27 protein-coding genes and 4 pseudogenes are annotated in these 26,488 nt (G+C 61.5%); 21 read left to right on the top strand and 10 right to left on the bottom strand.

Annotated elements, in window-relative coordinates:
* Positions 1-7 precede the first annotated feature (7 nt).
* Positions 8-633 (bottom strand): annotated as a pseudogene (locus F6X37_RS24455) (Tn3 family transposase); the annotation flags it as partial.
* Between the two features lie 1,229 nt (positions 634-1,862).
* On the opposite strand from F6X37_RS24455, the pseudogene F6X37_RS24450 reads away from it, so the two are divergent.
* From F6X37_RS24450 to F6X37_RS24390, 13 genes and pseudogenes are all read left to right on the top strand, one after another.
* Positions 1,863-1,985 (top strand): annotated as a pseudogene (locus tag F6X37_RS24450) (IS5/IS1182 family transposase); the annotation flags it as partial.
* Positions 1,986-2,371: 386 nt separating this feature from the next.
* Complete coding sequence (locus F6X37_RS24445) at positions 2,372-2,680, top strand: ferredoxin family protein (protein ID WP_184058881.1); 309 nt, start codon at positions 2,372-2,374, stop codon at positions 2,678-2,680.
* Between the two features lie 15 nt (positions 2,681-2,695).
* The gene (locus F6X37_RS24440; RefSeq protein ID WP_221309066.1) at positions 2,696-3,748 is read left to right on the top strand and encodes an iron-containing redox enzyme family protein; all 1,053 of its coding nucleotides are present in this window, start codon (positions 2,696-2,698) and stop codon (positions 3,746-3,748) included.
* A gap of 34 nt (positions 3,749-3,782) precedes the next feature.
* Entirely contained in the window at positions 3,783-4,490 is a 708-nt protein-coding gene (locus F6X37_RS24435; protein WP_184058883.1) for a 2OG-Fe dioxygenase family protein, read from the top strand.
* Between the two features lie 25 nt (positions 4,491-4,515).
* Positions 4,516-5,361 (top strand): ThiF family adenylyltransferase, encoded by an 846-nt coding sequence (locus F6X37_RS24430; RefSeq protein WP_187613067.1) that lies wholly within the window; start codon positions 4,516-4,518, stop codon positions 5,359-5,361.
* Positions 5,362-5,371: 10 nt separating this feature from the next.
* A complete protein-coding gene (locus F6X37_RS24425) occupies positions 5,372-6,445 on the top strand; it encodes a pyridoxal phosphate-dependent aminotransferase (RefSeq protein WP_187613066.1) in 1,074 nt (357 codons plus the stop codon).
* 19 nt (positions 6,446-6,464) lie between these two features.
* A complete protein-coding gene (argC, locus tag F6X37_RS24420) occupies positions 6,465-7,415 on the top strand; it encodes an N-acetyl-gamma-glutamyl-phosphate reductase (RefSeq protein WP_187613065.1) in 951 nt (316 codons plus the stop codon).
* Between the two features lie 59 nt (positions 7,416-7,474).
* A complete protein-coding gene (dapF, locus tag F6X37_RS24415) occupies positions 7,475-8,353 on the top strand; it encodes a diaminopimelate epimerase (protein WP_187613064.1) in 879 nt (292 codons plus the stop codon).
* A 24-nt stretch (positions 8,354-8,377) separates the two neighbouring features.
* Positions 8,378-8,896, top strand: a complete 519-nt coding sequence (locus F6X37_RS24410; protein WP_187613063.1) for a GNAT family N-acetyltransferase — start codon at positions 8,378-8,380, stop codon at positions 8,894-8,896.
* Between the two features lie 89 nt (positions 8,897-8,985).
* Positions 8,986-9,399: a hypothetical protein gene (locus F6X37_RS24405; protein WP_187613062.1), complete on the top strand. Its 414-nt coding sequence runs from the start codon at positions 8,986-8,988 to the stop codon at positions 9,397-9,399.
* 20 nt (positions 9,400-9,419) lie between these two features.
* Positions 9,420-10,340, top strand: a complete 921-nt coding sequence (locus F6X37_RS24400) for a DMT family transporter (protein WP_187613061.1) — start codon at positions 9,420-9,422, stop codon at positions 10,338-10,340.
* Between the two features lie 64 nt (positions 10,341-10,404).
* Complete coding sequence (locus F6X37_RS24395) at positions 10,405-11,301, top strand: sterol desaturase family protein (protein WP_184058899.1); 897 nt, start codon at positions 10,405-10,407, stop codon at positions 11,299-11,301.
* Positions 11,302-11,575: 274 nt separating this feature from the next.
* Positions 11,576-11,933 (top strand): annotated as a pseudogene (locus F6X37_RS24390) (Tn3 family transposase); the annotation flags it as partial.
* Between the two features lie 75 nt (positions 11,934-12,008).
* Here the strand turns inward: F6X37_RS24390 and F6X37_RS24385 are convergent.
* Positions 12,009-12,749, bottom strand: coding sequence for an SDR family NAD(P)-dependent oxidoreductase (locus tag F6X37_RS24385; RefSeq protein ID WP_184055638.1), 741 nt, complete (start codon positions 12,747-12,749; stop codon positions 12,009-12,011).
* A 121-nt stretch (positions 12,750-12,870) separates the two neighbouring features.
* Between F6X37_RS24385 and F6X37_RS24380 the strand changes: the two genes are divergently transcribed.
* On the top strand, positions 12,871-13,761 hold the full coding sequence (locus F6X37_RS24380) for a LysR family transcriptional regulator (RefSeq protein WP_187613060.1): 891 nt from the start codon (positions 12,871-12,873) through the stop codon (positions 13,759-13,761).
* Between the two features lie 87 nt (positions 13,762-13,848).
* Here F6X37_RS24380 and F6X37_RS24375 read toward each other — a convergent pair whose 3' ends face one another.
* Positions 13,849-14,739 carry a LysR substrate-binding domain-containing protein gene (locus F6X37_RS24375; RefSeq protein ID WP_187613059.1) on the bottom strand — a complete coding sequence of 297 codons (891 nt, stop codon included), beginning with the start codon at positions 14,737-14,739 and terminating at the stop codon, positions 13,849-13,851.
* Positions 14,740-14,839: 100 nt separating this feature from the next.
* Here F6X37_RS24375 and F6X37_RS24370 point away from each other — a divergent pair, with 100 nt between their 5' ends.
* Both F6X37_RS24370 and F6X37_RS24365 read left to right on the top strand, forming a co-directional pair.
* Complete coding sequence (locus tag F6X37_RS24370; protein ID WP_090811625.1) at positions 14,840-15,430, top strand: LysE family translocator; 591 nt, start codon at positions 14,840-14,842, stop codon at positions 15,428-15,430.
* 2 nt (positions 15,431-15,432) lie between these two features.
* A pseudogene (locus F6X37_RS24365) lies at positions 15,433-15,594 on the top strand (cupin domain-containing protein); the annotation flags it as partial.
* Between the two features lie 144 nt (positions 15,595-15,738).
* Here the strand turns inward: F6X37_RS24365 and F6X37_RS24360 are convergent.
* Positions 15,739-17,088 (bottom strand): NAD(P)/FAD-dependent oxidoreductase, encoded by a 1,350-nt coding sequence (locus F6X37_RS24360; RefSeq protein WP_187613080.1) that lies wholly within the window; start codon positions 17,086-17,088, stop codon positions 15,739-15,741.
* Between the two features lie 587 nt (positions 17,089-17,675).
* Positions 17,676-18,146, bottom strand: coding sequence for a ribonuclease (locus F6X37_RS24355; protein WP_187613058.1), 471 nt, complete (start codon positions 18,144-18,146; stop codon positions 17,676-17,678).
* A 160-nt stretch (positions 18,147-18,306) separates the two neighbouring features.
* Between F6X37_RS24355 and F6X37_RS24350 the strand changes: the two genes are divergently transcribed.
* Positions 18,307-18,726: a DUF1810 domain-containing protein gene (locus tag F6X37_RS24350; protein ID WP_187613057.1), complete on the top strand. Its 420-nt coding sequence runs from the start codon at positions 18,307-18,309 to the stop codon at positions 18,724-18,726.
* A 76-nt stretch (positions 18,727-18,802) separates the two neighbouring features.
* Here F6X37_RS24350 and F6X37_RS24345 read toward each other — a convergent pair whose 3' ends face one another.
* Positions 18,803-19,957, bottom strand: a complete 1,155-nt coding sequence (locus F6X37_RS24345; protein ID WP_187613056.1) for an SMP-30/gluconolactonase/LRE family protein — start codon at positions 19,955-19,957, stop codon at positions 18,803-18,805.
* Positions 19,958-20,236: 279 nt separating this feature from the next.
* On the opposite strand from F6X37_RS24345, the gene F6X37_RS24340 reads away from it, so the two are divergent.
* Together F6X37_RS24340 and F6X37_RS24335 are read left to right on the top strand one after the other, a co-directional pair.
* Positions 20,237-21,922 (top strand): FAD-dependent oxidoreductase, encoded by a 1,686-nt coding sequence (locus tag F6X37_RS24340; protein WP_187613055.1) that lies wholly within the window; start codon positions 20,237-20,239, stop codon positions 21,920-21,922.
* Between the two features lie 5 nt (positions 21,923-21,927).
* Positions 21,928-22,119 carry a DUF2783 domain-containing protein gene (locus F6X37_RS24335; protein ID WP_013094246.1) on the top strand — a complete coding sequence of 64 codons (192 nt, stop codon included), beginning with the start codon at positions 21,928-21,930 and terminating at the stop codon, positions 22,117-22,119.
* Between the two features lie 10 nt (positions 22,120-22,129).
* Here the strand turns inward: F6X37_RS24335 and F6X37_RS24330 are convergent, their stop codons facing one another.
* Together F6X37_RS24330 and F6X37_RS24325 are read right to left on the bottom strand one after the other, a co-directional pair.
* A complete protein-coding gene (locus tag F6X37_RS24330; RefSeq protein WP_187613054.1) occupies positions 22,130-22,984 on the bottom strand; it encodes an IclR family transcriptional regulator in 855 nt (284 codons plus the stop codon).
* Positions 22,985-22,989: 5 nt separating this feature from the next.
* The gene (locus F6X37_RS24325; protein ID WP_187613053.1) at positions 22,990-23,793 is read right to left on the bottom strand and encodes an IclR family transcriptional regulator; all 804 of its coding nucleotides are present in this window, start codon (positions 23,791-23,793) and stop codon (positions 22,990-22,992) included.
* 205 nt (positions 23,794-23,998) lie between these two features.
* Between F6X37_RS24325 and F6X37_RS24320 the strand changes: the two genes are divergently transcribed.
* Both F6X37_RS24320 and F6X37_RS24315 read left to right on the top strand, forming a co-directional pair.
* On the top strand, positions 23,999-24,958 hold the full coding sequence (locus F6X37_RS24320; RefSeq protein WP_187613052.1) for an MBL fold metallo-hydrolase: 960 nt from the start codon (positions 23,999-24,001) through the stop codon (positions 24,956-24,958).
* 87 nt (positions 24,959-25,045) lie between these two features.
* Positions 25,046-25,198 carry a hypothetical protein gene (locus tag F6X37_RS24315; RefSeq protein ID WP_184059277.1) on the top strand — a complete coding sequence of 51 codons (153 nt, stop codon included), beginning with the start codon at positions 25,046-25,048 and terminating at the stop codon, positions 25,196-25,198.
* Here F6X37_RS24315 and F6X37_RS24310 read toward each other — a convergent pair.
* Together F6X37_RS24310 and F6X37_RS24305 are read right to left on the bottom strand one after the other, a co-directional pair.
* Entirely contained in the window at positions 25,195-26,238 is a 1,044-nt protein-coding gene (locus tag F6X37_RS24310; RefSeq protein WP_187613051.1) for a hypothetical protein, read from the bottom strand. The two genes, F6X37_RS24315 and F6X37_RS24310, sit on opposite strands and share 4 nt — an antisense overlap.
* 25 nt (positions 26,239-26,263) lie before the next feature.
* A complete protein-coding gene (locus tag F6X37_RS24305; RefSeq protein ID WP_187613050.1) occupies positions 26,264-26,452 on the bottom strand; it encodes a hypothetical protein in 189 nt (62 codons plus the stop codon).
* Between the last annotated feature and the right edge of the window lie 36 nt (positions 26,453-26,488).

Raw genomic sequence — 26,488 nt, 5'->3', positions numbered from 1 at the left:
TCGTACGCTAAGACTGGAGCTTGGTCGATTTCGCAGCGCGCAACGGCCTGAATCGCCCCTTGGCGACGCGTTTGTTGGCGTGCCATACATAGTCACCTGTCAGGTTGACGTGGTTCCAGCCGAGCGGAGCGACGTGCGAAATCAGGCTGTCGTCGATCTCACGCTGCTGCCGCAAGGCGGCAATTGAACGCTCCAGATACACCGTGTTCCACAGCGTGATCACAGCCACCACAGGTTCAGGCCACTGGCCCGGTAGCGCTGGTTTTCGTACGAACGGTCCCGTATCTCGCCCAGACGATAAAAGAACACCGCTCGCGCCAGTGAATTGCGGGCTTCGCCCTTGTTCAGCCCGGCGGACACGCGCCGACGTAGAGCCGGATCCTGAAGCCACTTCAGCGTGAACAGCGTGCGCTCGATGCGGCCGAGTTCGCGCAAGCCGACAGCGAGAGCATTCTGGCGCGGATACGCACTCAGCTTGCGCAGGATGAGTGAAGCCGTCACTGTGCCTTGCTGAATGGACGCGGCTAACCGGACCAGATCCTGGAATTCCCGCTCGATCAATTTCCGGCTGATCGATCCTCCGATCAGCGACGACAGCGCCTGCCAATCGCCCGGCTCGCCGGGCACATACATATATCAGATCCTGGCGGGCGGGCGCCGCCCGGAAATCGAAGGTGTCGAGGAAAGTCGGGGAATAGCGCCGCATCTGCGTGTAGTGGTCAACGAGGAGTGCCGTGGAATCGAATTCCGCGTTACGTGCGAGCTGTTCCGCTTCGCGCACGCTTGCGGTAAAAGTCTCCCACGGCACAATGGCCTCGATCGCGCGGAACGGATCGTCCCCGGTTTCCTTTGCGGCGATCAGTGCGCCGCCGACTTCCGCATAGAGACGCACCTTGTCATTGACGGCTTTACCCTCGGCCGCGAAGCGCTTTTCATACTTGTGCTTGGCCTTGGTGAAGAACGATCCAATCAGGCGATCATGCAGGTTGAGAGTCTGATCGGTCAGCGTCGCGGCCGTACCGGCGCTCGCACGCGTGGCGCTGACGACAATCATGATTGCGGCGGTGTAGACGCGCCGGCCGAGAAAGCGCACCGAGAATGGCGTGGTACGACCGGCGACAGTCGGCGCAGCAGAAGCTGTAGCGGAACTCGCAGTGGCAGCGAGCTTCGTATGAAATTCCGCGCGGCTTGCGCGGGTAGCGGGCGCTATGGAGTACGCCACCGCAGCGACAACGCTGCGCGCGGGTCTGTTTGGCGTAGTCCTGATCGATACGTAACAGCAGGTGATAGAAGTTGGGATCGCAGGCACTCACGTGGCACACTCTGGCAGTCTCGGTTCTTGGCAGACACGAGACTCTCCCCTGGGCGTCGTTTGTACAAGATGCCTGAGGGAGACCCCCTCCGCTACATCACGCAAGCTGCTCAAAACGCCCCCAATTCCCATCGATTTACGTGCTCACGCTCACTAGCGTACGAAAAAATCCGAATCTTGAGGGCACCCCAACTTCTCCACCGTAACCGGGTTGTCGGCCTGAATCACATCGGCAGCCTGCGTGAAGAAACGTCGCATCACACGCCATAGGCGTGCGCCGGCAATGCCGACGGTTCCTTTGCCGGAATTATGCCCGGCTCGGAAACCACCAGTTCCACTCATCGCACTGTTCAAATTTCCGGCCCCAGCTCTCGTCAGCATCTCATAACAACCTATTCAGATGAATAGGTTTATCTCAAAAAATATGTGAAGTAAAAATCATGACTCGGATTTCTGAAGTTAAGGAAACGCTGATTTATTCAGCTCGGTGATCATCGCTGGCGTAGGCGAGAACGCTATAGAAGGCAGCTCACGGAACAGACCCACGACGATGAAAAGGCAGATCGGCTTCGTGGAAGCGGAAATTGCAGTCCAGAAACGAGTGACGAGGTGCCAACGCTTCCTGGCCGAGATGGATAAGGTCGTTGCGTGGCAGCGCCTGCTGTCGGTAATCTAGCCGCCCTATCCGAAGGGCACGAGAGACCATCGTTTACGCGTCCAATTCACCGAATTGAGCGTCGATGCGCTTCGTCATCCGGAAAGTTCAACGCCATCTCGCCTGCAACTTGGGCAGTTTGTCCATTGATCAGCGTTTCCTTAACGATAATTCTGGATGTCGGTAATCACATGCCACTGAATAAAAAGTTCATTTATCCGATGACCGAAGTTCCTTGAGCAGCGCGCCATTGGCAAATGAAAGTGTCTATCGTTTAGCTATCGCGCAATTCGGTTGGTTCGACTGCGTGATATCGACGGATGTACCAGTATCGTATTGGTTTCACCGCCTGTCCGGGGGGAGCCTTTCAGACGAGTTCGAACCTGTGCAGGAGATATTGATAAATGACCTACATCGTTGGATCGGGTTGCGACGGGTGCAAATATACGACTTGCGTTGATGTATGCCCAGTCGACGCCTTTCGTGAGACTCCAACGTCTCTCGTCATCGATCCGGAGAGCTGCATTGATTGCGGCGTATGCGAGCCGGAATGTCCGGTCGAGGTGATTTTCAGCGCGCGCGACGTCCCGGTGGGCGAAGCGGGTGCAATCGAACTGAATCGCACGATGGCGGCCGTCTCGCCGTCAATCACGCAAAGCCGAAGGGAGCGTGCCAGACGTCCGGTACGTCCAGCTACCCCTTCTTTCCACTGACAAAGAAGCCTTCATATGATCACAATCCAAGATATGCCCGTTGCAGACTGGGTCGCACACATGGAACGCGCGGATGCGTCGGACTGGGCGAAGAGCAACGAGAACGCCACGCTGCGGGCCGAAATCGTCGCCGCATGCGCACGGCTAGGCGAACTCGCTTACCGCGACCGCGACGAGCGTGCACTGGCGGAGATGCACCTGACGCTCGCGCTGATCTATGCGAAAGATTTCGAGTCCGCCCGCATCGAGCATGTCGGCCGCGAGACGCAGCCGATTCTGCGCGACATCGCGGCGTCGCTCGAACGCGCGATGCTGAACGCCGAGCTCGGGCTGATCGACGATCGGCAGGTGAGCGACTATCCGCGGACCGGCACCAAGTATGTCACTTGGCTGAAGAAGCTGATTTCGCAGCACACGTCGAGCGTGCATTCGCTGTACAACGACTTCATCGCGAAAGAGGCGACCCGGGAAGATATCGCGTTCTACCTCGCGCAGGAGACGAACCTCGATCCGCGCTTCGACGACATCCTCGCGCTGATGCAGGTCGGCACCGAAGTCGGCCAGAAGCTCGAAATCGCGAAGAATTATTTCGACGAGATGGGCAACGGCGAGCCCGCGCGCGTGCACTCGAAGATGTTCAGCCATGCGCTCGGCTCGATCGGCGTCGACGGCGAATTCGTCGCCGAGAACATGCTGCTCGACGCTCGGATATCCGGCAATCTGTCAGCGTGCCTCTCGCTGTATCGGCGCCACTATTTCAAGGCGGTTGGCTATTTTGGCGTGACCGAATACATCGCGCCGCGCCGTTTCAAGCACGTCGCGGAAGCGTGGCGCCGTAACCGCCTTCCGGAAGCAGGTATCGCGTATCACGACGAGCACATCGTGATCGATACGCATCACGCGAACGGCTGGTTCAATAACGTCGTCGCTCCGTTGGTCGACGCGGATCCCGCGATTGGCCGGGAAATCGCGATCGGCGCGGTGATCCGGATGAACTCGTCGGAGCGCTATCTGGACAAGCTGCTGTCGGTGCTCGAAGCCCGCCGCCGCGTGCCGGTCGCGGCGTGAGCGGCAACCGCATCCCCCAATCTTGAGAACAAACATGCCCCTGAACGAACAAGGTTTCGACATCGTCAAGCTCCCGGCGGTTGACCAGGCACTTCTGAACAGCTTCGACGATCTGCATCCAGACATCTACATCGGCAACCGCAGCCGCTTCCGCCGTTTCTCGCAGTACAAGATGACGCATCGAGACGGTCGCTGGCAGTTCGAACTGCTACCGCATCGGCCTTACATGACGTTCTCCAAATACAACAAGGTCGCCGGAGGAATCCAACGGCACTACGAGCCGTTGCGCGTTGATTTCACCGAGCAGATCGCTACTGGTGCCAAGGCGATTCCGTTGCCGACCAACGACGAATGGCAGATCAACGTTCACCAGTACCGCGTGATCGCCAACGACAAAGTTGCCGGCGTTCCGGTGCCCGAAGGCCCGCATCAGGACGGGCACGATTTCGTGATGATCGCTGTGATGAAGCGTCACGACATTACCGGCGCGGAAATGAGCTTGCTGCCGCTCGGCGGCGAGGGCGAAGCGTTCTTCAAGGCGACGGTGCAGGAAGGCGAGGCGGCGCTGCTCGACGATCGCCAGATGTTCCATTACGTCACCGACATCGAGCCGATCGAAACCGAAGGCCATCGCGACATCTTCGTGATCGCGTTCTCGCGCTGGGCCGATCGTTGGCACGGCGAGGATTTCGAGCGCAAAGTGGCCACCGAGGAACTGAAGGCCGGGGCCGGCGCAGCCTGATCGAACGAAACGAATGGAGATAACGATGAGTGAATTTTCACGCGACATTCTGTTTAGCCGAATGATCGGTCTGGTGACGCAAGCGCAGATGGATGCACTTGCGGGCAAGCGCGTCGCGGTGCCGGGCTGCGGTGGAACCGGCTACACATACGCCGAATGTCTAGTTCGGATGGGCGTGGGCGGGATCAACGTCGCCGACGCGGATACATTCGGTCCGGAAAACATGAATCGTCAGTTCGGCTGCACGGTGGACACGATCGGCAGAAAGAAGTCCGACGTGCTGAACGAGCGGCTGGCGTCGATCAATCCGGAAGTTTCGATTTGTACATTCGACTATCTGGACGAGCACAACATCGACGCGTATCTGACCGACGTGGACCTCGTGTGCGACACGCTGGATTTCTTCATAATCCGACCGCGCCGTCTGCTGTATGCGAAGGCGCGCGAGCGCGGCATTCCGGTGCTGATTTGCTCGCCGGTCGCGTTCGGCGTGACCGGGCATCTATTCGATCCGCACGGCATGTCGTTCGACGACTACTTTGGTCTCAACGACGAGCAGGACGAACAGGCGCAGCTTGAGCGCTTCGGCAACGGGATAACGCCTGCGATGCTGTATCGCGCGTACGCGGAATCGCCGTCGCTCGACTTCGGCGCGAAGAAGGTGGCCTCGCTCAGCGCGAGCTGTCTGATGGCAACGTCGTGGGGCTCGTCGCTCGCACTGATGATGCTGCTGGGAATCGAGCACGAGTTCAAGGCCGTGCCGTACTGCTACCAGTTCGACATTCGCGCGGCCCGGTTCTGCGAGGTTGCGTCGCCGGCCGACACAGCCAGGAATGCGACCGCGCACGCGCGTGTCGTCGATTGCTGCTGACGGGGGGCGTATGTCGGGACCTGCCACTTACACGATTCAGGACTGGGTATTTCGCGATGCGGCCGGACGCTATGAGATTGATCTCGGCGACAGCAACGCGCCGTGCCTGACGGTCGGGGATATTGCGGACGCGTCGCGCGTCGTGCTCGATTACGGCAGCGATCGCGGCAGCGCGCGCCTGCGCGAGCAGGTGGCGGCGTTGTACCGGTGCCCGTCGCGCGAGGTCGGCATCGCGCACGGCGCTCAGGAGGCGCTGTATCTGATCTATCGAGCGTTGCTGCGGCCAGACGATCACGTGATAGCGTTCAAGCCTGGCTGGGCGCAGTCGTGGAACGTGCCGGCACGGATCGGGTGCGCGCTAACGGTGCTCCAGTACACGCGCGACTTCGATCTCGATCTGGAAGCCATCGCACAGGCGATCCGGCCGAATACGCGGGCGCTCGTGCTGAACGTGCCGTGCAATCCGACCGGGCGCGGCATCACCGACGACGACCGACGGCATCTGATCGCGATGCTGCGCGCGCGGCGAATCCACCTGATCGCGGACGAGGAGTATCTGCAGGACTTTGGCGAATCGTTCGTGCACGACTACGAGCAGGCGGTTTCGGTATCGAGCCTGTCGAAGCTGTTCGGTGCGCCGGGGTTGCGGGTCGGCTGGATGTGCGGACCGAAGGAGATCGTCGCCGCCGCGATGGCGTACAAGCACGAAACGACTATCTCGAACTCGGTGTTGTGCGAGTCGCTCGCGAGCGCGGTGCTTGTCGAGCGCGACCACTACCTGCGTCACTATCGCGCGTTGATCGGAGCCGGTAGCCAGATTTTGCGCGAGTGGGTGCGCCGTCATGCCGGGGAGGTCGAACTCGTCGAGCCACAGGGCGCGCCGTTCTGCTGGCTGCATCTGCGCTCGGCGGAGCCGTCGCTTGAGTTTTGTCGGCGTGTATTGATCGATACCCGTGTGCTGACGATGCCGGCGGAGGTCTTCGATCGCGAGCGGGGGATGCGCCTGACATTCGCACGCGAAGCCGGGGAGCTTCGCGAGGGCTTGCGGCGCATCGCGTCTCAATTCACTTCGCAAGTCGCGTGAGTGCGACCGGAAAAGAGATATGAATAAACGACACATTTTCATCGACGGCGCGTCCGGCACGACGGGATTGCAGATCCGCGACCGTCTGACACGCCATCCGGGTGTGAAACTGATCGATATCGATCACTCGTCGCGCCGTGAGGTGGAAGCGCGCTACCGGATGATGCGTGCGGCCGACGTCACGATCCTGTGCTTGCCGGATGACGCGGCGCGCGACGCGGTCGCGCTTGCAGCGGATGCGGGCTGCCGGCTGCTCGACGCGAGCTCCGCGCATCGCATCGCGGACGGCTGGACGTTCGGTCTACCGGAACTGCACCCGGGGCAACGTGCGCAGATCCGCGACGCCGCGCGCGTATCGAATCCCGGATGCTATGCAACGGGCGCGATCCTGCTGCTGCGTCCACTCGTGGATGCGGCGCTGTTGCAGGCTGATCGCGAGTACGCGGTGACGGCCGTGTCGGGCTACACGGGCGGCGGCAATCGGCTGATCGAGCGTTACGAGGCGGCGGGCGCGCACGCGCCGGCCTTCGCCGCTTATGGCCTCGATTTCGGACACAAGCACGTCCCGGAGATCGCCAAGTGGTCGGGGCTCGGAAGGGTGCCGTGCTTCCTGCCGGCGGTCGGCAACTTCCGTCAGGGGATGCTCGTATGCGTGCAGCTCGACGATCTGCCAGGCGTGCGTGCAAACGATTTACACCACGGTCTGTCAACCTTCTACGCGAACGAGCGTTGCGTGCGCGTGCGGCCGTACGGCGAAACCGATCCCGAGACCGCGCCGTTCCTGACGCCGCATGAGATGGAGGGCAGCAATCACGTCGATCTGTACGTGTTCGGCCCTCGTGACGGCTGTCGCGCGCTGCTCGTCGCGAAGCTGGACAACCTGGGCAAGGGCGCGTCCGGCGCCGCGGTGCAGAACCTCAACATTATGCTGGGCCTCGACGAGCACACGGCCACCGTGCTCGAACGGTGACGCGGATTGATCGCGTCTCCGACATCGACGGGTCGAGCTACCATTTTTCACCTTCTCACATGCGCAACGAATCGTTCGATTTTCGAAAATACGATGCTCTCGGCAACGACTATCTGGTTGTCGATCCGCGGCATTGCGGTCTGCGAATGACGCCGGAGACGGTGCGCAAACTCTGCGACCGGCATCACGGTGTCGGCTCGGACGGCATCGTGCTCGGCCCGATCGTCGACGGCGGGCGGCTGGGCTTACGGCTCTTCAATGCGGACGGCAGCGAATGCGAAAAAAGCGGTAACGGGCTGCGCATCTTCGCCCGTTCGCTGATCGACGCTGGCTATGTGAGTGCGTCGAAGTTCACAGTCCGGCTTGAATACAGTGGACAGGACATCGACGTCGACTGCCTCGACTGCCGCGACGACCTCATCAAGGTCGCGATGGGCGCGTATGCGCTGCACGGTCCGGGCCTTCCCGTGCGCGCCGACGGGTGTGACTTCATTGACCGGCCGATTAGGCTTCGTGACACGGAGGTGCGTGCGAGCTGCGTCGACATGGGCAATCCGCATTGCGTCGTAATCGGTGAGCCGGTGAACGAGGCGACGGCGCGTTCTTTCGGAAGGGAAATATGTAGTCATCCATATTTTCCGAACAAGACCAACGTCCAGTTCGTGGAAGTGATTGCCCACGACCGGCTGAGGATCGAGATCTGGGAGCGGGGCGCAGGATACACGCTCGCGTCTGGCAGCAGCAGTTGCGCGGCCGTCGCCGCGTGCCGCGAACTCGGGCTCGTAGACGATCGCGTGACGGTCGAGATGCCGGGCGGAACGGTCGTCGTAGAGATCGGCAGCGGCAGGAACGTATTCCTGACCGGCCCCGTCAAGTGCGTGGCTGCGGGCGTTTTGGCCGACGATCTGAAGCGCGGTCTGACTGACGCACAACGATAATTTTGCATGGAACCGGAGACGTCAATGAAATTCGTTCACCGCGACGCCGACGAGGGCGATCTGCCGCGCATCGTCGACATCTACAACCATGCGGTGCTGACGCGCGAGTGCACGTGCGATCTCCGGCCGATCGATGTCGAATCTCGCGTCGAATGGCTACGCAAGCATCGCGGGTCGCGCCGGCCGGTATGGGTGGCCATCGACGGCGATGCGCCCAGCTCGCCCGTAGCCGGCTATTTGTCGTTCGACTATTTCATGAACGAGCGCGAAGGCTACTTCGTGACCGCGGATCTCGCGATCTATCTGCATCCGGACTATCACGGCAAGGGCCTCGGGCGCTATCTGCTCGACGCGGCGATCCGCCATGCGCCGTCGCTCGGCATCGAAGTGCTCGCCACGACGATCTTCGCGTCGAACACCGCGAGCATCAGGCTGTTCGAGCGGGCGGGGTTCGCAACTTGGGGCGTAATGCCGCGCGTCGCCCGGCTCGGAGACGTCGAACGCGATCTCGTGATGGTGGGGCGTCGCGTGACGACGGACTGAAGGCTAATCGAAAAAAGATATCGAATGTATACGACAGAAGCACCCCCAATCCCGATCAGAAACGTCCTTTCGTCGAGGAACATCCGCTGGTGGCGGAAGCGACGCGGCTCCGCCTGGTGAGGTTGGACCAGAGCCTGAACATCGTCGTCAGCGGACGCGACGGCGACGCGCTCGCGCAGTTCCGCTGCATCGGGTCGTGGTTTCGGATTTTTCTCGATCTGGACGTTCCAAGCGCGCGCGGCCTGTCGTTCTTCCGCCGCTTCGTCGCTCTGGGCGCCGCGCGCCAGTGCGCGAACTCGTGGCGTCGACCGTCAACTTGCATTGGCACCGTCGACAGCCATGTGACGGGCATTCTGCGCGTGTTGGACGCCGCCAACCGCGGGCATGCGATCGCGAAGACGATCGAGCTGGAATTGAACTGCGCGTCCAAGACGCGACGATCCGGGACCTGCCGTACGCCGCGTAACGCGGCTGACGCGCAGCGGCGCCGGCCTTTTCTCTGACCTTAACTGACCACGTATTCATGAAACCGATCGATCTCGCCCGTCTAGTCCTCCTGTCGGCCATCTGGGGCTCGAGCTTCCTGCTGATGCGCATCGTCGTTCCCGGCACCGGCATCGTCACCACCACCTTCCTGCGCGAAGGCCTCGGCGCGTCCGGGCTCGCGCTGGTGCTGCTGTTCGCCCGTCTGCCGTGGCGGTTCGACGGCAAGCTGCATCTCGCGATGCTACTCGGTGTGTTGAACTCGGCCGTGCCGTTCCTGCTGTACAGCGTCGCGGCGGAAGTGCTGCCGTCAGGCTATTCCGCGATCATCAACGCGACTACGCCGATGATGGGCGTTGTGATTGGCGCGATGTTTTTCGCGGAGCGCGTCACACCTGCAAAGTCACTGGGCGTCGTGGTGGGTCTGTGCGGCGTCGGCGTGCTGACACAGCGCGGGCCCGTGACGTTCGGATGGCAGGAGTTGCAGGGTGTCGTCGCGTGTTTGCTCGCGGTCGCGTGCTACGGCTTCTCGGGCTTCCTGACGCAACGCTGGATCGCCGGTCGCGGCGGCCTCGACAACCGTCTGCTCGCGTTCGGCAGCCAGTTCGGTGCGGTGGTCGTGCTGGTGCCGCTGTTCGGGTATCAGGCATTCCTTCACGCCGCGCATCTGCCGTCGGAACCGGGCACGTGGCTCGCGATCGCGGCGCTCGGGTTCGGCTGCTCGACGCTCGCCTATTTGCTCTATTTCCGGCTGATCGCCGACATCGGCCCACTCCGCTCGATGAGCGTGACGTTCCTGGTGCCGCTGTTCGGCGTGGTGTTCGGCGCAATCTTCCTGCACGAGCGTCTGACGCTCGCGCACCTGACGGGCGGCCTGTTGATCGCCGTCGCGCTGTATCTGGTGCTTGTGCCATCGCGCTCGAGCGCGGTTCGCGTACGCGCGTCGTTGCCGAGCCGTTGACGCGGCGCGTTGCGCAGCGTCGCTACTATCCCGTGAATCTTTCATTGAGTGCCAGGAGTCATGCATGAAAACTTTGGCGGTAGCGCTGCAATGGACGCTTCCATTTCTTATCGTGCTGTCGGTGCTAGAGGGGCTGGCGTTCCGGTGGCTGGCCCGCAACGACTATGCGTGGAACGAGAACCTCGTGTCGGGCATACTCGGCGCGATGGACATCGGGTCCGAGGTGCTCGCCGCGAGCGTCGGCGTGGGCCTGTTTCAATGGCTGTGGGATCACCGCTTGTTCACGATCCCGGTCGCCACTTGGTGGGGCATGCTGCTGTTGTTCGTCGCCGTCGATTTCGCGTATTACTGGCAGCATCGGTTCGCGCACGAGATCCGCTGGTTCTGGGCGAGTCACATGGTTCACCACACGCCGACCCATTACAACCTCGCGATGGGATATCGGGTAAGTTGGCTCAGTAAGATCACCGGCATTTTCCTGTTCTACACGCCGTTGATCTGGCTCGGCTTCTCGCCGGGCTGGGTGTTCGTGATGCTCGGCCTGAACCTGCACTATCAGTTCTGGCTGCATTCGCCGTTGATAGGCCGGCTCGGCTGGTTAGAGCACCTGCTCAACACGCCGTCGCATCACCGTGTCCATCACGCGTCGAATCCCCTTTATCTGGACAAGAACTACGCCGGTGTTCTGATTTTCTTCGACAAGATGTTCGGCACGTTCGTCGAGGAGCGCGACGACGAACCTTGCCGCTATGGCCTGGTTCATCCGATCGGATCAAACAATCCATTGCGCCTTTCACTGCACGAGTGGGTCGCGATGGCGCGCGACGTCTGGAATGCGAAGACGCTGCGCGGATGTGTCGGCTACGTGTTCGGTCCGCCGGGATGGCGTGAGCGGGAGCGAGGGGACCGCGACGCGGGGCAGCAGGGCACTTCTCGAAACGTAAGCGCCAGTGTCGAGTAAGCGCTAGGGCATGTCATCTTGATCGGGAGGTCAAGTGAGCTTCCCCCGGAATTTCGCCTTCCAGTAGTGGCGGTTGTTTCGTCATTGCGGATGGCCTGGAGTGGTCGTACGGGTGGTCTGAGCGACGTGGGTCAAAGCCGCATTACACATTGAGCGATTGCGAGGGTGTCAGGCGAGAATGGTGCCCCATTTTCTACTGCGCGGTTTCCATGCTCCCAATCGCCCCATCCTCTTCTGACAAACTGACTGACGACGATCGCGCTTCAGGCGCTGACGGGTATCCGCCGGCCTGAACAAGGGCGAAGCCCGCAATTCACTGGCGCGAGCGGTGTTCTTTTATCGTCTGGGCGAGATACGGGACCGTTCGTACGAAAACCAGCGCTACCGGGCCAGTGGCCTGAACCTCGTGGTGGGCTGCGATCACGCTGTGGAACACGGTGTATCTGGAGCGTTCAATTGCCGCCTTGCGGCAGCAGCGTGAGATCAACGACAGCCTGATTTCGCACGTCGCTCCGCTCGGCTGGAACCACATCAACCTGACAGGTGACTATGTATGGCACGCCAACAAACGCGTCGCCAAGGGGCGATTCAGGCCGTTACGCGTGGCCAAATCGCCTAGGGCGAAGTCTTAGCGTACGAAAAAATCCGTTTCTTGAGCGCACCCCAAATAGCACGAGTAAAAATCGCGGAGGTGAGAGCCTCGGGCCTCAGACCTGGCCGATGCCGCCGTCATTCATCAAATCCGCGCCCGTCATATAGGAACTCTGTTCGGAGGCGAGAAAGAGCGCCGCGCTGGCCATCTCCTCGGCGCGGGCGAGTCGACCAATCGGGACCATGCTCTTGTACATGCTCACCAGATCCTCGCGTGTCGCCGACTGGGAGTCGAGAATCGGGGTGTCGGTGACACCGGGGCTAAGCATGTTGACGCGAATGCCGCGATCCTTGAATTCGGCGGCCCAGGTGCGGGCATAGGAACGCAACGCGGCCTTGGTCGCCGCGTAGGCGGTATGACCAGGGATGCCCATGACGTGCATGGCCGACGAAACCAGGATGATCGACCCACCACCTGTCATCATCGGCAGCAGCTTCTGCACCAGAAATACCGGGCCGCGCGCCATGAGGTTGAATGCCTTGTCGAAATGCTCAGGCGTGATGGTGTCGATCGAAGCCTGCTCGGTAAAGCCCGCGTTCGACACGATGATGTCGACGACACCTTTTTCGTCCCTGACTGCCGCAGCGACACGGTCGAGGTCATCGAGATTCGCGGCGTCGGCCTGAAGCGCGGTAACGTTGCGTCCGAGCAGTTTGACGGCCTCGTCGAGCTGGCCTTGGCGCCGACCGAAGATAAAGACGTGAGCACCTTCGGCGACGAATCGCCTGGCGATCGCCAGGCCGATACCCGTCGTTCCGCCGCTAATAACCGCGATCTTCCCTGTGAGAGTAGACATTGAAGCTTCTGCCTGTTGGTGAATGGAAGTGACATCGTAATTGCGGCCACTGCGAATGATAATCGGCGGATTTATCATAAGATCCATTCACCGAGAGAATAGATCGCACGAGAGAAATACAATGGATCGGTTTCACGAATTGAACGCCTTCTTCGCCGTCGTTGAAGCGGGTGGCTTTTCCGCCGCGGCGCGCAGAACCGGCGAGTCACAGTCCGCGATCAGTAAGTCGATCGGCGCGCTGGAAAAGCGCCTGGGCGTGCTGCTATTCAACCGAAGCACACGCAGCGTGACCCTGACGGATCAGGGGCAGAAATACTACGAACGCACCAAGCCGTTGCTGGACGAGATTGAGGTGGCCGACAGCGAACTGACCAGCAGCACGCTGGATGTCTCGGGGCTGGTCCGGATCGCCTCTGCCTCTACGTTCGGTCGCCTGCACGTTGTTCCGCTCATTCCCGAGCTGCTGTCGCGCTATCCTGGTCTGCGGGTCGATCTCGTGTTGTCGGATTTCGTACGCGATATGGTCGAGGATCGAATCGATCTCGCGATTCGAGTGGGCTCCGTCAACGATCCGGATTCGGTCGTGAAGCGGATTGCGAGCACCCCGCTGGTCTGCGTCGGATCGCGTCGCTATTTCGAGCAATACGGTGTACCGAAGGATCCTACCGAACTCGCCAATCACAATTGCCTGCTCTACGGCGGTCTGATGGAGTCGGCAAACTGGCCGTTTCATGGGCCGCGAGGCCGATTCAGCGTACCGGTGCGAGGCAACCTGTCGTCGAATAGCGTCGAGACAATACGATCGGCCGTGCTCGCGGGCGTGGGAATCGGCCTCTTCGCGAAGCTCTCGCTCGCCGACGAACTCAAGCATCCCGACATTGTGACCGTGCTAGACGACTTCATTCGCGACGCCCGTGATGTAAGCATCATCTGGCCGAGGCGTCGTTTCGTGCCTGCGCGCGTGCGCAGGGTGACTGACTATTTTGCGGCTGCGCTGCCGCAGCGCTTGTAGGAGCGACGTCCGTGAACTAAAAGCTGGCTGGCGGCACTGCGTGCGTCTGAATCAGTCGATTCCGGCGTGCACTTCAAACGCCGTCCGTCACGCAATGTTCGCGAGCGGCGCGCGTCGAGTGCCTGCGTCGCTCGACATCGAATCCCGCACATGGCGCGCGAATTCCTGTGCCGCTGGCTGAACCGTCGCGGGCAATCGCAGACAGATCGCGAACGGAGGCAGTACAGGCAAGCCGCTGACTCGAAACGTGAGCGTCTCCAGATCGGCCGGCACCGTGGAGGCGAACCAGGCCGTGATCGCGAGGCCCGCGCGCACCGTTGCGGCGGTCGCCTCGATGTTTCCGCTCTCGAACACCGTGCGCCACGCAATGCCCTCGTCCGCGAGCGCGCCGAGCACCACCGGACGGAAAGCACAACGCTCGTCTACCATCGACAGCGGCAACGGCCGCTTCTGCCATGCATCACTGCCGCGCCCCTTGACCCACACCAACGGCTCGATGCAGACCACTTCACCTTCGGCTTCGCTTGCGACATATTCGACCAACGACACGTCAACCCGACCGCTATTCACCGCTTCGCTCAGCTCTGGCGACGCCGCGCACACCAACGAAATTTCGACGTGCGGATGCGCCTCGGCGAATGCCTTCATCGCGGGCGCGAGCCGCGTCACGAGATCGTAAGGCACGCCCACCCGCAAGGCGCCGCGCAACGGCTGGCCGGTCATGTCGGCCCAGATTTCATCGTTCAGCCGCAGCAGCTTGCGCGCCTTCACGAGAAACTGCTCGCCCTGGTGCGACAGTTCCAGCCGGCGCGTCTTGCGAACGAACAGAAGGCAATCCAGCACATCTTCGAGGCGCTTCACCTGTTGGCTCACGGCGCCTTGCGTCATGTGCAGCAGATTCGCGGCGACCGTCATGCTGCCGCTATCGGCGACGGCAACGAAGGTGCGGACCAGATCGAGGTCGAGATTTCGGCTCATCTATGCATTATGCGGCGTAATGTACCGCATCAATATTATTAGCTTTCACGATGCCTTGACGATCCGTACAGTGCGAATTCATTGATCCGAATGTGCACCGATGACCTCGATTCTGCCGCTTCTGCTCTTCGTCGCCGTCGCGACCGTGACGCCCGGCGGCGCGACCACGCTCGCCGCCGCCTCAGGCGCACGCTTCGGCTTCGTACGCTCGATACCGCTGATGCTCGGCATCGCTATGGGCCTCGCCTTGCTCGCTGCGCTCGCCGCACTCGGGCTTGGCGGTCTGCTTCTCACGCTGCCGTCGCTGCAAACGGCGGTGAGGACACTCGGCTCCGCGTATCTGCTGTGGCTCGCGTGGCGCATCGCGCGCAGCGGGCCGCCAAACGCGAGCAATGGCCCCGTGCGCCCGGTTTCGCTCGTCAACGGTTTCCTGCTGCTCTGGCTCAACCCGAAAGGCTGGGCGATGACGGTTGGCGCGGCGGCGTCTTTCGCGCTGCTCGCAAACAATCCGAACCGCCTCGCGATGCTGCTCGGTGCAGCGTTCGGGGTGACTGCGTGCGCGTCGCTCGCGCTGTGGTGTGCGCTCGGCGTGCTATTCGCCCGGCTGTTTCGGACGCCGCGCCACTGGCGCATTCTCAATCTCGCGATGGGTGTGCTGCTCGCCGCATCCCTCATTCCGACCTGGAGATAAGCATGTCTTCCCATCCGTTCGCCGAATCGTTCGACCTTGAAGCCGCGTTCGCCGATGTGTCGGATCATGGGTCGCCGAAAGTTGTCGCACAGGTCAACGATCAGTACGTGAAGGTCGCGAAAGTGCGCGGGCAGCTCGTGTGGGACGACCACGAGCACGAGGAGCTTGCCGAAGAACACGAGCACCCCGATATCGAGACCTTGCTGGATGAATCCATTCGAGACGCCGGAGACGTCGGCATCGTCTGGCCGAGGTGCCGTTTCGAGCGTGCATGGCGCCTCCGCTCGAGTCGACGCTGAAAGGCGTGCTCAGTGCAGTTTGACGTGCGGCGCAGTGCTTCGACGGAGCCGATGCGCGAGGGTATTGACGATCATGCGTGCATAGCCATGCAGCGCTGCAACGTGCATCCGATACAGCGACAAATACATGAAGCGAGCAAGCAGTCCGTCCACGAGCATGCTGCCGCCGATAAGACCTCCCATCAGACTCCCAACCGCATTCGCGTGCCCGAGCGACACTAGCGAGCCGAGATCGCGATAGGCAAACTCCGGAAGCTTTTGCCCCTCGATGCGTCGCGCAAGTGCCTTGACTAAAAAAGATGCCTGCTGATGGGCCGCCTGGGCGCGCGGTGGAACATTGCGCTCGAAACCCAACCATGGACAGGCCGCGCAATCGCCGAATGCGAATATATGGTCGTCGAGATCCGTTTGAAGCGTGCGACGCACACTGAGTTGCCCCAGATGATTGACTGTCAGCCCATCGAGCGTTGAAAGCACCGCGGGTGCCTTGATGCCCGCGGCCCACACCGTGAGATCCGCACGTATCGTCTTGCCGTTTTTCGTGCGGATGAGTCCGGGCGCGACCTCCGCGACCCGCTCGTCGACCATCAACTTGACATTGAGTTTGTCCAGCAGTCCGGCAGCTGCGGTGGACACGCGTTCTTTCAACGCTGGCAGAATCCGCGGCCCAGCTTCAATGAGCACGATCCCGACGTCGTGTGTGGGGTCGAGCCGATGCAAGCCGTATGATGAAAGTACCTTCGCCGTATTGCGCAATTCGGCGGACAATTCCACGCCCGTAGCGCCCCCACCAACGATCGCGACCTGAACACGAGGCGCGTGATCGACGGGCACGCCACATGCACTCCGCTCACCGGCGTCTCGTTGTTGTTCGGCGCGAATGCAAGCTGAAATCAGGCGCTTTCTGAAGCGTTCCGCTTGAGCGACGTTGTCAAGCGCGAGCGAATTTTCTGCCGCGCCCGCCACGCCGAAGTAGTGCGTTGTACTACCGATGGCAAGAATCAACGAGTCGTACCCGATTCGGCGCGGCGGTACCAGTTCGGTTCCGTCGTCATCGAGCAGTGGCGCAAGCAGGACCTGCCTCGAGCCACGATCCAGTCCGACAAGTTCGCCCTGGATGAACTGGAAGCCGTGCCACTGGGCTTGCGCGGCGTACGCCAGTTCCTGTGCGAATGGGTCCAGACTTCCTGCTGCGACCTCGTGCAACAGGGGCTTCCAGATATGCGTCGGGTTGCGGTCGATCAACGTAACGGAGGCACGTTGCGCCCCGCTTCTTCGCCGACCACCATAACGATCGCCTAGCCTCGTTGCGAGTTCGATGCCACCCGCCCCTCCTCCCACGATCACAAAACGATGCATGCAGATTCTCCCTGGACGACGACGCGCGGTACCGGAAATCCAACACAACGGTTGAGAACAACTATCGCAGAAGCCCGACAGCAGGAAAATCTCATAGTTCTGATGGCTGCCTTCAGGTTTTCTGATTGAGAGATCTCCTACTGACCTCGCCCTCAACGGCGTACTCGCACTGTCTGGAATCCCCTCCAGGTTCACACGCACGATGCCCGAGACCCGGCGCGCGACTTCACTTCGGCGCAGTCGGCTCGCCGCGATGGCCAGGCGCTCGAACGTACTGCTAAACGCAGTTCGGCGCCCTTCCACTCGGCGTGGTCGTCAAAGGGGTGATCGTAGGTGTAGGTGCCGCGCTGATGGCTGGGGGTCGTTCTTCGCCAGATCTGTGGTGATCAGGATGAAGCCATCAACGTTCAGACTTTTGGTCGATGGATTGATGCTGTCGGCAGGTATCTCATCGTTGTGGGCCGCAATGGCACGATGACTGCGTCGCCGAACTCGCTGAAACAGGCGCCATCGCAGCTAGCGAAAAGATGCCTTGCAACGCCGCCGCCAGTTCGCAGATAGCGTCGCTGATGCAGTTCATTCCGTCTTTATTCTCCAATGCGCTTGAAGCTGGCGTAGTAATCGTCGGTGTAATAGCACTCGCGGGTTTGCCTGCGCGGCCCACCACATACGATCCGACGCTGCCCCCGATCCGTCGTGCCTGGTGTGCGAACCGTATAGGTGTGGTAGTACCCGCGCGGATGCTTCGGCAGCAAAGCCGCACTGTTACGAAACAAGACGCCGTCATCGCTAAACGGGAAGGGGCCGCCCGCTTTGATCAGTCGCAGTGTTTCGGCCGCTTCCGCCGGCAACTGCGCCTTGGTGACGGTGACCAGCGCGCCCGTTCCTTGGGCGCCTGATGCAGCGGTTGCAGCGCTCGCACCCTGTGCTGGCTGAACCGGCGCCGAGCTCGCGGATGCGCCCGATGCCTCAGTGGCGCTTTGCGGTCCCTGCTTGCCGCATCCGCCGAAGATCGCGCTCAATGCGACGATGCAGGAGACAGCCCACGCTCTCTTCACGAAACGGTTCTCCCTTCGTTGACCAGCACCCGACGACCTGGATAGACGTAAAGGTATCGCTAATGACGGAGCGAATCAACGATCCATCGTAGACCCGTGCCTGCATGCGCGCGAGAATCGTGGTTTAACGATGGTTTCCACGCCTGCAGCGGAGTACGAAATGGACGATCCCTATGATCTTCAGCGCTTCCTCGATGCACAAGAGCCGGTCTACGACCAGGTATGCGATGAACTGAGGCACGGACGCAAGCGAAGCCACTGGATGTGGTTCGTGTTTCCTCAAATCGAGGGGCTCGGAACCAGCGCAATGGCTCAGCGATTCGCGCTTTCGTCGCTGGACGAAGCGCAAGCCTATCTGCGCCACCCGATACTCGGCCCACGGCTGCGCGAAACGACGCACCTGGTCAACCTCGTCAGCGACCGCTCCGTCGAGGAAATATTCGGGTATCCGGATGACCTGAAGTTTCGCTCGTCGGTCACCTTGTTCACGCGCGCCACGAACGACAACGACGTATTCGTCGAAGCTTTGCGCAAGTATTTCGGCGGAGAAGCCGATCCGCGGACCCTCCAGCTGCTCTAGACCATTTTGGTAGCGGTCCCGCGCACGCGGGGCGCAGCGGACCGCGCAATTCCGCTCCATCCGGTGCAGTGCGTGGTCACTGCCCGCTCACATCGGCTGCACGGGATCGAAAGAGCAGCAGGTGATCCGTGCCGGATTCGGACAGCCAGACCTCGCCCGGACGACCCATCATCTGACGCACGTTCGCGTGGTCACGCGGCAGCCGCAACACGTCGAACCGCTCGGCACGCGGATCGAAGCGCACTAGCGCATTAGCACTCCATTCGCTGAGCCAGACGATGTCCTGGTCGTCGACGAATATTGCATACGCGTGCGGATCGGTGCCGGGCAGTCGCCATTCGCGCCAATGATGCGTGCCAGGATCGTACACGCCGACTTTTCCGGCGTTCCACTCGCTGACCCAGATGCGCCCCCTGGAATCGGCCCAGACGCGGCGCGCGCCCTGATTCGACGTTGGTGGCTCGATGACCTGTGCCGCGCCCGTCGTCGGGTCGATGCGACCTACGTAATTTCCCGCCAGCGAAGCGAAATACAGATCCCCGGAGCGGGTCACGCAGATACCGTAGGGCCCGGTCCCGCGTGGGGCATCAAAGACGCGCATGCGCGATCGCTGCGGATCGAGTTCGCCGTAGATACCACTTTGCCCCGTAAACCACAGATGCCCCTGTTTGTCGAACACGGCGGTATTCAGATTGGCGTCCGGCCGGTCCTTGGGTAGCGGAAAACGCGTGACGGCGAGCGTCTTCGGATCGATACGCACGATTGCGTTCTGGCCGCCGTCAGTGACCCACGCCGCACGATCGGGGCCGACGATCACGCCATGTGGCGCCGATCCGGCGCCGAGCGCGATCATGTCGGTTTTGCCGCTGCGCGGGTCCAGCCGCCCGACCGCTCCCCGCGCCTGCGCGGTGTACCACACGGTGCCGTCATGCGCCGGTGCGACGTCATGCGGTGCGCTGCCGGCCGGGACGGCGAAGCTCTCGAACGACGGCGGCTGTGCTTGAGCCTGCGCGAGGCCAAGGTTGTCTGTGCTGATCGCGCAAGCGATGGCGTACAGAGCCAGGGCAATCGCAGACCGGGCAGTCGATTGCGGGGCAAGCTTCGGAAAATGTTTGAAGTCCAAGCGGGCAAAATCCATCATCGCACGAAGTCGCTCGAGCGCCGCATGCCCCGGATGGATCGCGAACATGCACCAAAGAAGCCCCACAAGTAACAGCAGAGGAATCAGCATGGGTGGTCTCCATCGCTGCTTGTGCCAGCTAACGTATCACGAATGCCACTTGCCAAGGTCAACCCGACGTTTCAATGCTTGGCGGCGTGCGCTTCCTCGACGTTGTCGAAAGTGCGATTCGCCGGGATATTCGTTGCCGGGTTTGCGTGCAATGGAACCGCACCAGGGTAAATACAGATTCGATCGCTCAAAAAGCTTTATAGAATGGCCGATATTAGCAAGGAGCAATACTGCTTGCTATAGATTAATCAAAGATACCCCGCAGAACCCGGAGACGCCATGCAGATCGACTACCAAACGATGCGGTTCGACTACGAGCGAGCCGCCGACCACGATGCCGGTGCACCGCTCACCTATCCGGTCGTGGTGATCGGCGCTGGCCCGGTCGGGTTGTCAGCGGCCATCGATCTGGCCCAGCAGGGCGTTCGCACCGTACTGCTCGACAATGACGACACGCTGTCGAGCGGTTCGCGCGCAATCTGTTTTGCGAAGCGGACGCTGGAAATTTTCGATCGGCTCGGCTGCGGCAAGCAGATGGTCGACAAAGGCGTGAGCTGGAACGTCGGCAAGGTGTTCCTGCAGGATGAACTGATCTATACGTTCAACCTGCTGCCCGAGACAGGCCACGCGCGCCCAGCATTCATCAATCTGCAGCAGTACTACGTCGAGGGCTATCTGGTAGACGAGGCGAAGCGAACCGCGAATCTGCAGATGCGCTGGAAAAGCAATGTGATCGGTGTGACCCAGCAAGACGACCATGTCGAGTTGCGGGTCGAAACGCCCGACGGCATTTATCCGATGCGCGCGCAATACGTGGTCGCCGCCGATGGCGCGCGCAGCGCGGTGCGCAAGGCGCTCGGTCTCGACAGTCATGGTCGCACCTTCAAGGACCGCTTCCTGATCGCGGATGTGAAAATGAAGGCGCCGTTTCCGACCGAACGCTGGTTCTGGTTCGATCCGCCCTTCCATCGCAACCAATCCGTACTGCTGCACAGGCAGCCCGACAACGTCTGGCGCATCGATTTCCAGCTCGGCTGGGACGCCGATCCTGTCGCCGAAAAACAGCCTGAGAAAGTGATTCCGCGCGTGAAAGCGCTGCTCGGCGACGATGCCGGGTTCGAGCTCGAATGGGTCAGCGTCTACACGTTTTCGTGTTTGCGGATGGACAGTTTCCGGCATGGCCGCGTGCTGTTCGCGGGCGATTCGGCGCATGGCGTGTCGCCGTTCGGCGCGCGCGGCGCGAATAGCGGCGTGCAGGATGCCGACAATCTCGCCTGGAAGCTGCGGCTCGTCGTCAACGGCGACGCGCCGCCGGCGCTGCTCGATACCTATGCATCCGAGCGCGAGTATGCGGCGGACGAAAACATCCTGAACTCATCGCGCGCCACCGACTTCATCACGCCGAAAAGCGCGGTTTCGCGGATGTTCCGCGATGCCACGCTCAAGCTCGCGAAAGAGTGTCCGTTCGCGCGGCGCATCGTCAACAGCGGCCGTCTGTCGGTGCCGGCGGTTCTGCGCGACTCGCCCCTGAACACGCCCGACGCCGACGCGTTCACCGGTGCGATGGTGCCCGGCGCGGCCAGCACCGACGCGCCGGTCAAGCTCGCTGGCGAAGACGCCTGGTTCCTGAATCAGACCGGACATGGCGGCTTCACGGGTGTGCAATTCTGCGGCCAGGGAGACGACCTGACGAGATGCGCCGAACGGCTTCGCGCGCTCGCATGCCTCGCGGTGCCGGTTCACTCGTTGATCGTCGTGCCGCGTGGCGCGGCCGTGACCGCGCTGCCGGAAATGCCTCACGTCACGGTGATCGAGGACGTCGAAGGCATCGTCACGCATCGCTTCGATGCGCGGCCCGGTACCTTTTATCTGCTGCGTCCGGACCAGCATGTCTGCGCGCGCTGGCGCGCCCTCGACACCGCCTCGGTCGCCAAGGCCGTGGATCGCGCAACCTGCAACGGATAACCATCATGACCAAGCTGAACATCGAAACGAATATGGCCGATCCGGATGCGTTCTATGAAAAGCTCATCGACGCGCACAATGGACTGACCGACGAGCAAAGCCATTTCATGAACGCAAAGCTCGTGCTGCTGCTCGCGAACCACATCGGCGATGCCGACGTGCTGCTCGAAGCGCTGGCGCTGGCGCGCGCCGATTGACGACCGAGGCTCAGCGCCCGATCCAGCCGAACCGCCACGACAGCCGTCGTGTCGTGGCGAGCAGCCTCTGCGCGGTCGTGCCGTGCGTGCTGAAATCAAAGCCGCCCGACGGACCGATCACCGCGACCACCAGACTGACGCTGCCCGTATGATCGAACACGGGCGCGGCCAACGCGCCGATGCCCGGCACCGGCGCATCGAGTGCGTCATCGATGCCGTCGCTCACAACCTTCGCGCGACGTGCCAGATAGGCCGGAGCCAACGACGGCGGGCCCTTTTTCGGCGCCACGAGCACTTCCGCAACCGGCGCGCCCGCGAGTCTGATCGATTCCTGCGACAACAGCCCGACCAATACGTCGTCCGCAAGATGCGCGGCGAACACGCGCCCTATCGCCGTGTTGACGAGCGACATCACGGTGCCCACGCGCAGGCTCACGTGTTGTGGTCTCGCCGATTCTTCGAAGCGGATGACCGTAGGACCCAAAGGTCCAAGAATCGCCACCGCGACGCTCATGCCGGACTCCGCCGCAAGCGTGACGACCTCCGGTTCGGCATCGCGAATCGGCGACATGCGCTGCAACGCGATCAGGCCGAGCTCCATGCCGAGCGGTCCCGCACTGAAAAGACCGGCGTCGTCGCGGCTCAGCAAGCCGACCTTGAGCAGACTCACCAGATGCGGAAACGCCTTGGCGGCAGGCATATCGGCGGCCGCGGCCAGATCGCGCAGCGACAGCGGACGGCCGGCGGCAACGAGTGCCAGCAGGAGTTCGCCTGTGTTGTCGAGCGCGCTGATTCCGCGCTGAGCTTTCGTGTCGTTGAGTTGGGGCGTGTTCGCGTCGGACGCGTCCGGGGTTTCGATCTGCATGATTCTCAGCTGGGTGTGACGAGCGCTTCGGTGATACGTCGGGAAGTTTCGAGCAACTGACGCGCGACCACACCATCCCACCCGACTTCGATCGAGCCCGACGAGCCGATCGCCGTCAACGCGAGTTGCATCCGTTGATCGCCATCGAACACCGGCACGCTCAGACTGCTGATGCCCGGACTCGGCGCATCGATTCCTCGCTCGATGCCGCGCGCGCGGATCTCATCGAAGCGTTTGCGCCACTCCGTGCTGGTCGGCCCTTTGGCGGCGCGGCCCCGCGCCGGCGTCGGGTCCGCCGAATGCGCCTGGCTTCGCGCCATTTGCGCGACCTGCTCGGGCGCACAGAACGCGCAGAATACGCGGCCCGTCGATGTCGCTTCGAGCGACATCACCGTGCCGATGTGCAGATTGACATGCAGCGGCGCACCGCTGCGCTCGTATCGGACGATGGTCGGGCCCTGCACGCCCGCCACGCAGATCGCCACGCTAAGACCGATCCGCTCCGCGAGCGAAGCCGCGTGGGTAGCCGCGATGCGATAGACCGGCTGCTGTTCGATATGCATGAGGCCAAGCCGCAACGACAGCGGCCCCGGCTCGTAGTTGCCGGTCAGGGCATCGCGCTTGACGAGGCCGAGGCGCGTCAGGCTCACGAGATAGGTATGCGCCTGCGCCGACGACAGTTGCGCCTCGCCGGCCAGTTCGGTCAGCCCGAGCGGTTCGCGCTGTCGCGCCAGCGCCTGCAGCAGACGTCCGCCGACCTCGACGCTCTGAATCCCCCGCTGTTTCTTTTCGCTTGTCGTATCAGCCATCGTGTTGTCCGCCCTTGACCCGAAGGAGATTCGGCCCGTCCGGTGTCGGCCGTGGAAGGCCTAGATGGTATCCGATCGGACCGTGCCGACCAACCAACGGAGTTTACCCTAGCTTAGTGAATGACAAGGTATTTTGTCATTGACAAATCACAACATGACGACGACTATTAGTCATCCCCCAACGAGTCGTGAGACGGAGACAGACATGGCGAAGGCTTTCGCATCCCAGGCCGATCTGGAAGAAAAGAAGATCACATGGACCCAATTGTCGGAAAACGCGTATGCGTATACGGCCGAGGGCGACCCCAACTCCGGCGTGATCATCGGCGACGACGGCGTGCTGATCGTCGACACCACCGCCACGCCGGCCATGGCGCAAGACCTGATCGCGAAGATCCGCAGCGTCACCGACAAGCCGATCAAATACGTCGTGCTGTCGCACTATCACGCGGTGCGCGTGCTGGGTGCGTCGGCGTACTTCAAGGAAGGCGCGCAGCAGGTGATCGCCAGCCGCGGCACCTACGAAATGATCGTCGAGCGCGGCGAAGCCGATATGAAGTCGGAGATCGAACGCTTCCCGCGCCTTTTTGCGGGCGTCGAAACGGTGCCCGGCCTGACGTGGCCGACGCTGGTGTTTGAAAAGGAAATGACGCTCTTTCTCGGCAAGCTCGAAGTGCGCATCGCGCATCTCGGCTCCGGCCACACGAAGGGCGACACGGTCGTCTGGCTGCCGTCGCAGAAGGTGTTGTTCTCCGGCGACCTGGTCGAGTACGACGCGGCCTGCTATTGCGGCGACGCGCAACTCGAACAATGGCCGACGACGCTCGAAGCACTGCGCGCCCTGAACGCGGAGAAGCTGGTGCCGGGTCGCGGCCCCGCGCTGCTGTCGCCGGCGGAAGTGAACAAGGGCCTCGCCTACACGAAAGACTTCGTCACCACGCTATTGCAGGCGGGCCGTGACGCATTCAGGGACAAGCTCGATCTGAAGGGCGCGATGGCGCTCACGCGCAAGGCAATGGACCCGAAGTTCGGCAACGTCTTCATCTATGAGCATTGCCTGCCGTTCGACGTGTCGCGAGCCTACGACGAAGCGAGTGGCATCAGCCATCCGCGCATCTGGACCGCGCAGCGCGACAAGGAAATGTGGGACGCGCTGCAGAACTGATCGTTCTGTGCATTCGGGGAAAGGCCGTTCGGTCTTTCCTCACTTCCGTTTAGACCATGAAGGCGCGCTCCGCACGCGGAGCGCGACATGCAGCATTGCCTCGATGGCAACGCTATTGGCTGCGCCGCGCCCGTCGCGAGTGACGATTCGGTGTTCAAGAAGGTCGCGTGGCGCGTCGTGCCGTTTCTCTTTCGAAAATGCAATGGATACGAAGTGCGCAACGCCTACCGTGACCTCTAATCCGCATTGGGAGTAGCCGCTTGCGCCGATGCCTCAGATACACTCGCCGCTTGTCGCACTACGTCGAAGTTCGCCAGCGCTACCTCAAGGTTGGCGTTAAATTGCAGGGACCCATCAGGATAGCGCAGCAGCGACCCTGTGTTCCCCATCGATACTTGACTCGCGGCAATGCCGTTATCGTCCTTGACCTGAGTGTCGTTTCCGTTGATCTCATACTTGCGCTGCAGGCTCTCGGCCACCAAACGGCCCATCTGCGCAATACCATCATGCATGCTTGCTCGCAGCAGACGGCCATTGTTGTCATTCCATATCGCGACGTTCTGCGTCGAATCTTTGCCAGAGGTCACTAGCTTGGCGCGGTACGTGATACTGGCCCGGTACACTGAGTTCTTCGGGGCAACCGCTAGTCCGTTGTCGGGTGCCGTCGCTTGAACGATTGGCTGCAGTTTGGCCGCGGCGCGAGCCTTGGAGCTACGCGGAAACAGCAGACTGCGTGTCGAAAGCTCAAATGTGGAAAAATCAGGCGATAGGTGATAGTCAACAGTCACGAACATCACAGAGCCTGACTGCGAGGCGATGAACAATTCATTATAGTCTTGGTCCTTTACATCCTTAGTCACTTCAACGCGCTCGACTTGCATCTCCGGCGCTTCTCGAAGCGCATTCAATATCGATTCGCGCATCTGCTGGTCGAAATTTAGCTCGACCAGTTGGTCCTTTAGAGGATGGATCGTTTCCTCAGCGCTCTTAGCACGCGAAGCATTGATACCTGCGTCCACCGCGCCGAGAGCACCGCCACAGGCAGCGGCCAGTAGAATGCCAATGCCGGGAATCACCCCACAGGTCGCGGCCGCAGCCAAGCCCGTGGTCGACGGGACGAACGCCGCATACAACTCTGGTTGCGCGATACCCACCCGAACTTCGACGGGTTGCATGGTTGTCAGAACATCGTGCTCCACAGACTGGGTGAGCGGCGGGCGAGCACACCCGGTAAGAACAACGAGACTCGCAAACATTGCGACAGCACGGATTTTCTTCAAGATACTCCCTTTTCTTTGATTTATATTACAAATTCAAGCTCGATCGGCTGCGCGAGCTGCTGCCCGTGAAGCCAAGGCCTCCAGGCAGGATCTGCCCGTTCACGCCGTCAATCGCTTCCTGCACACGCAGCGCCGTCGTGTCCGTTTTCCCAACGCTCTGCGCCTGCACATTGGTCACCACCATATTGCCAAACGTCAAGGCGATGGCATCCATCGAGATTGCGCCAACATTGCGCCCAATGTTGGCGAT

The sequence above is a fragment of the Paraburkholderia sp. 31.1 genome (assembly GCF_014397645.1).
GTDB lineage: Bacteria > Pseudomonadota > Gammaproteobacteria > Burkholderiales > Burkholderiaceae > Paraburkholderia > Paraburkholderia tuberum.
The sequence above is the reverse complement of the archived record's forward strand: the minus strand, read 5'-3'. Positions and strand labels throughout refer to the sequence as shown.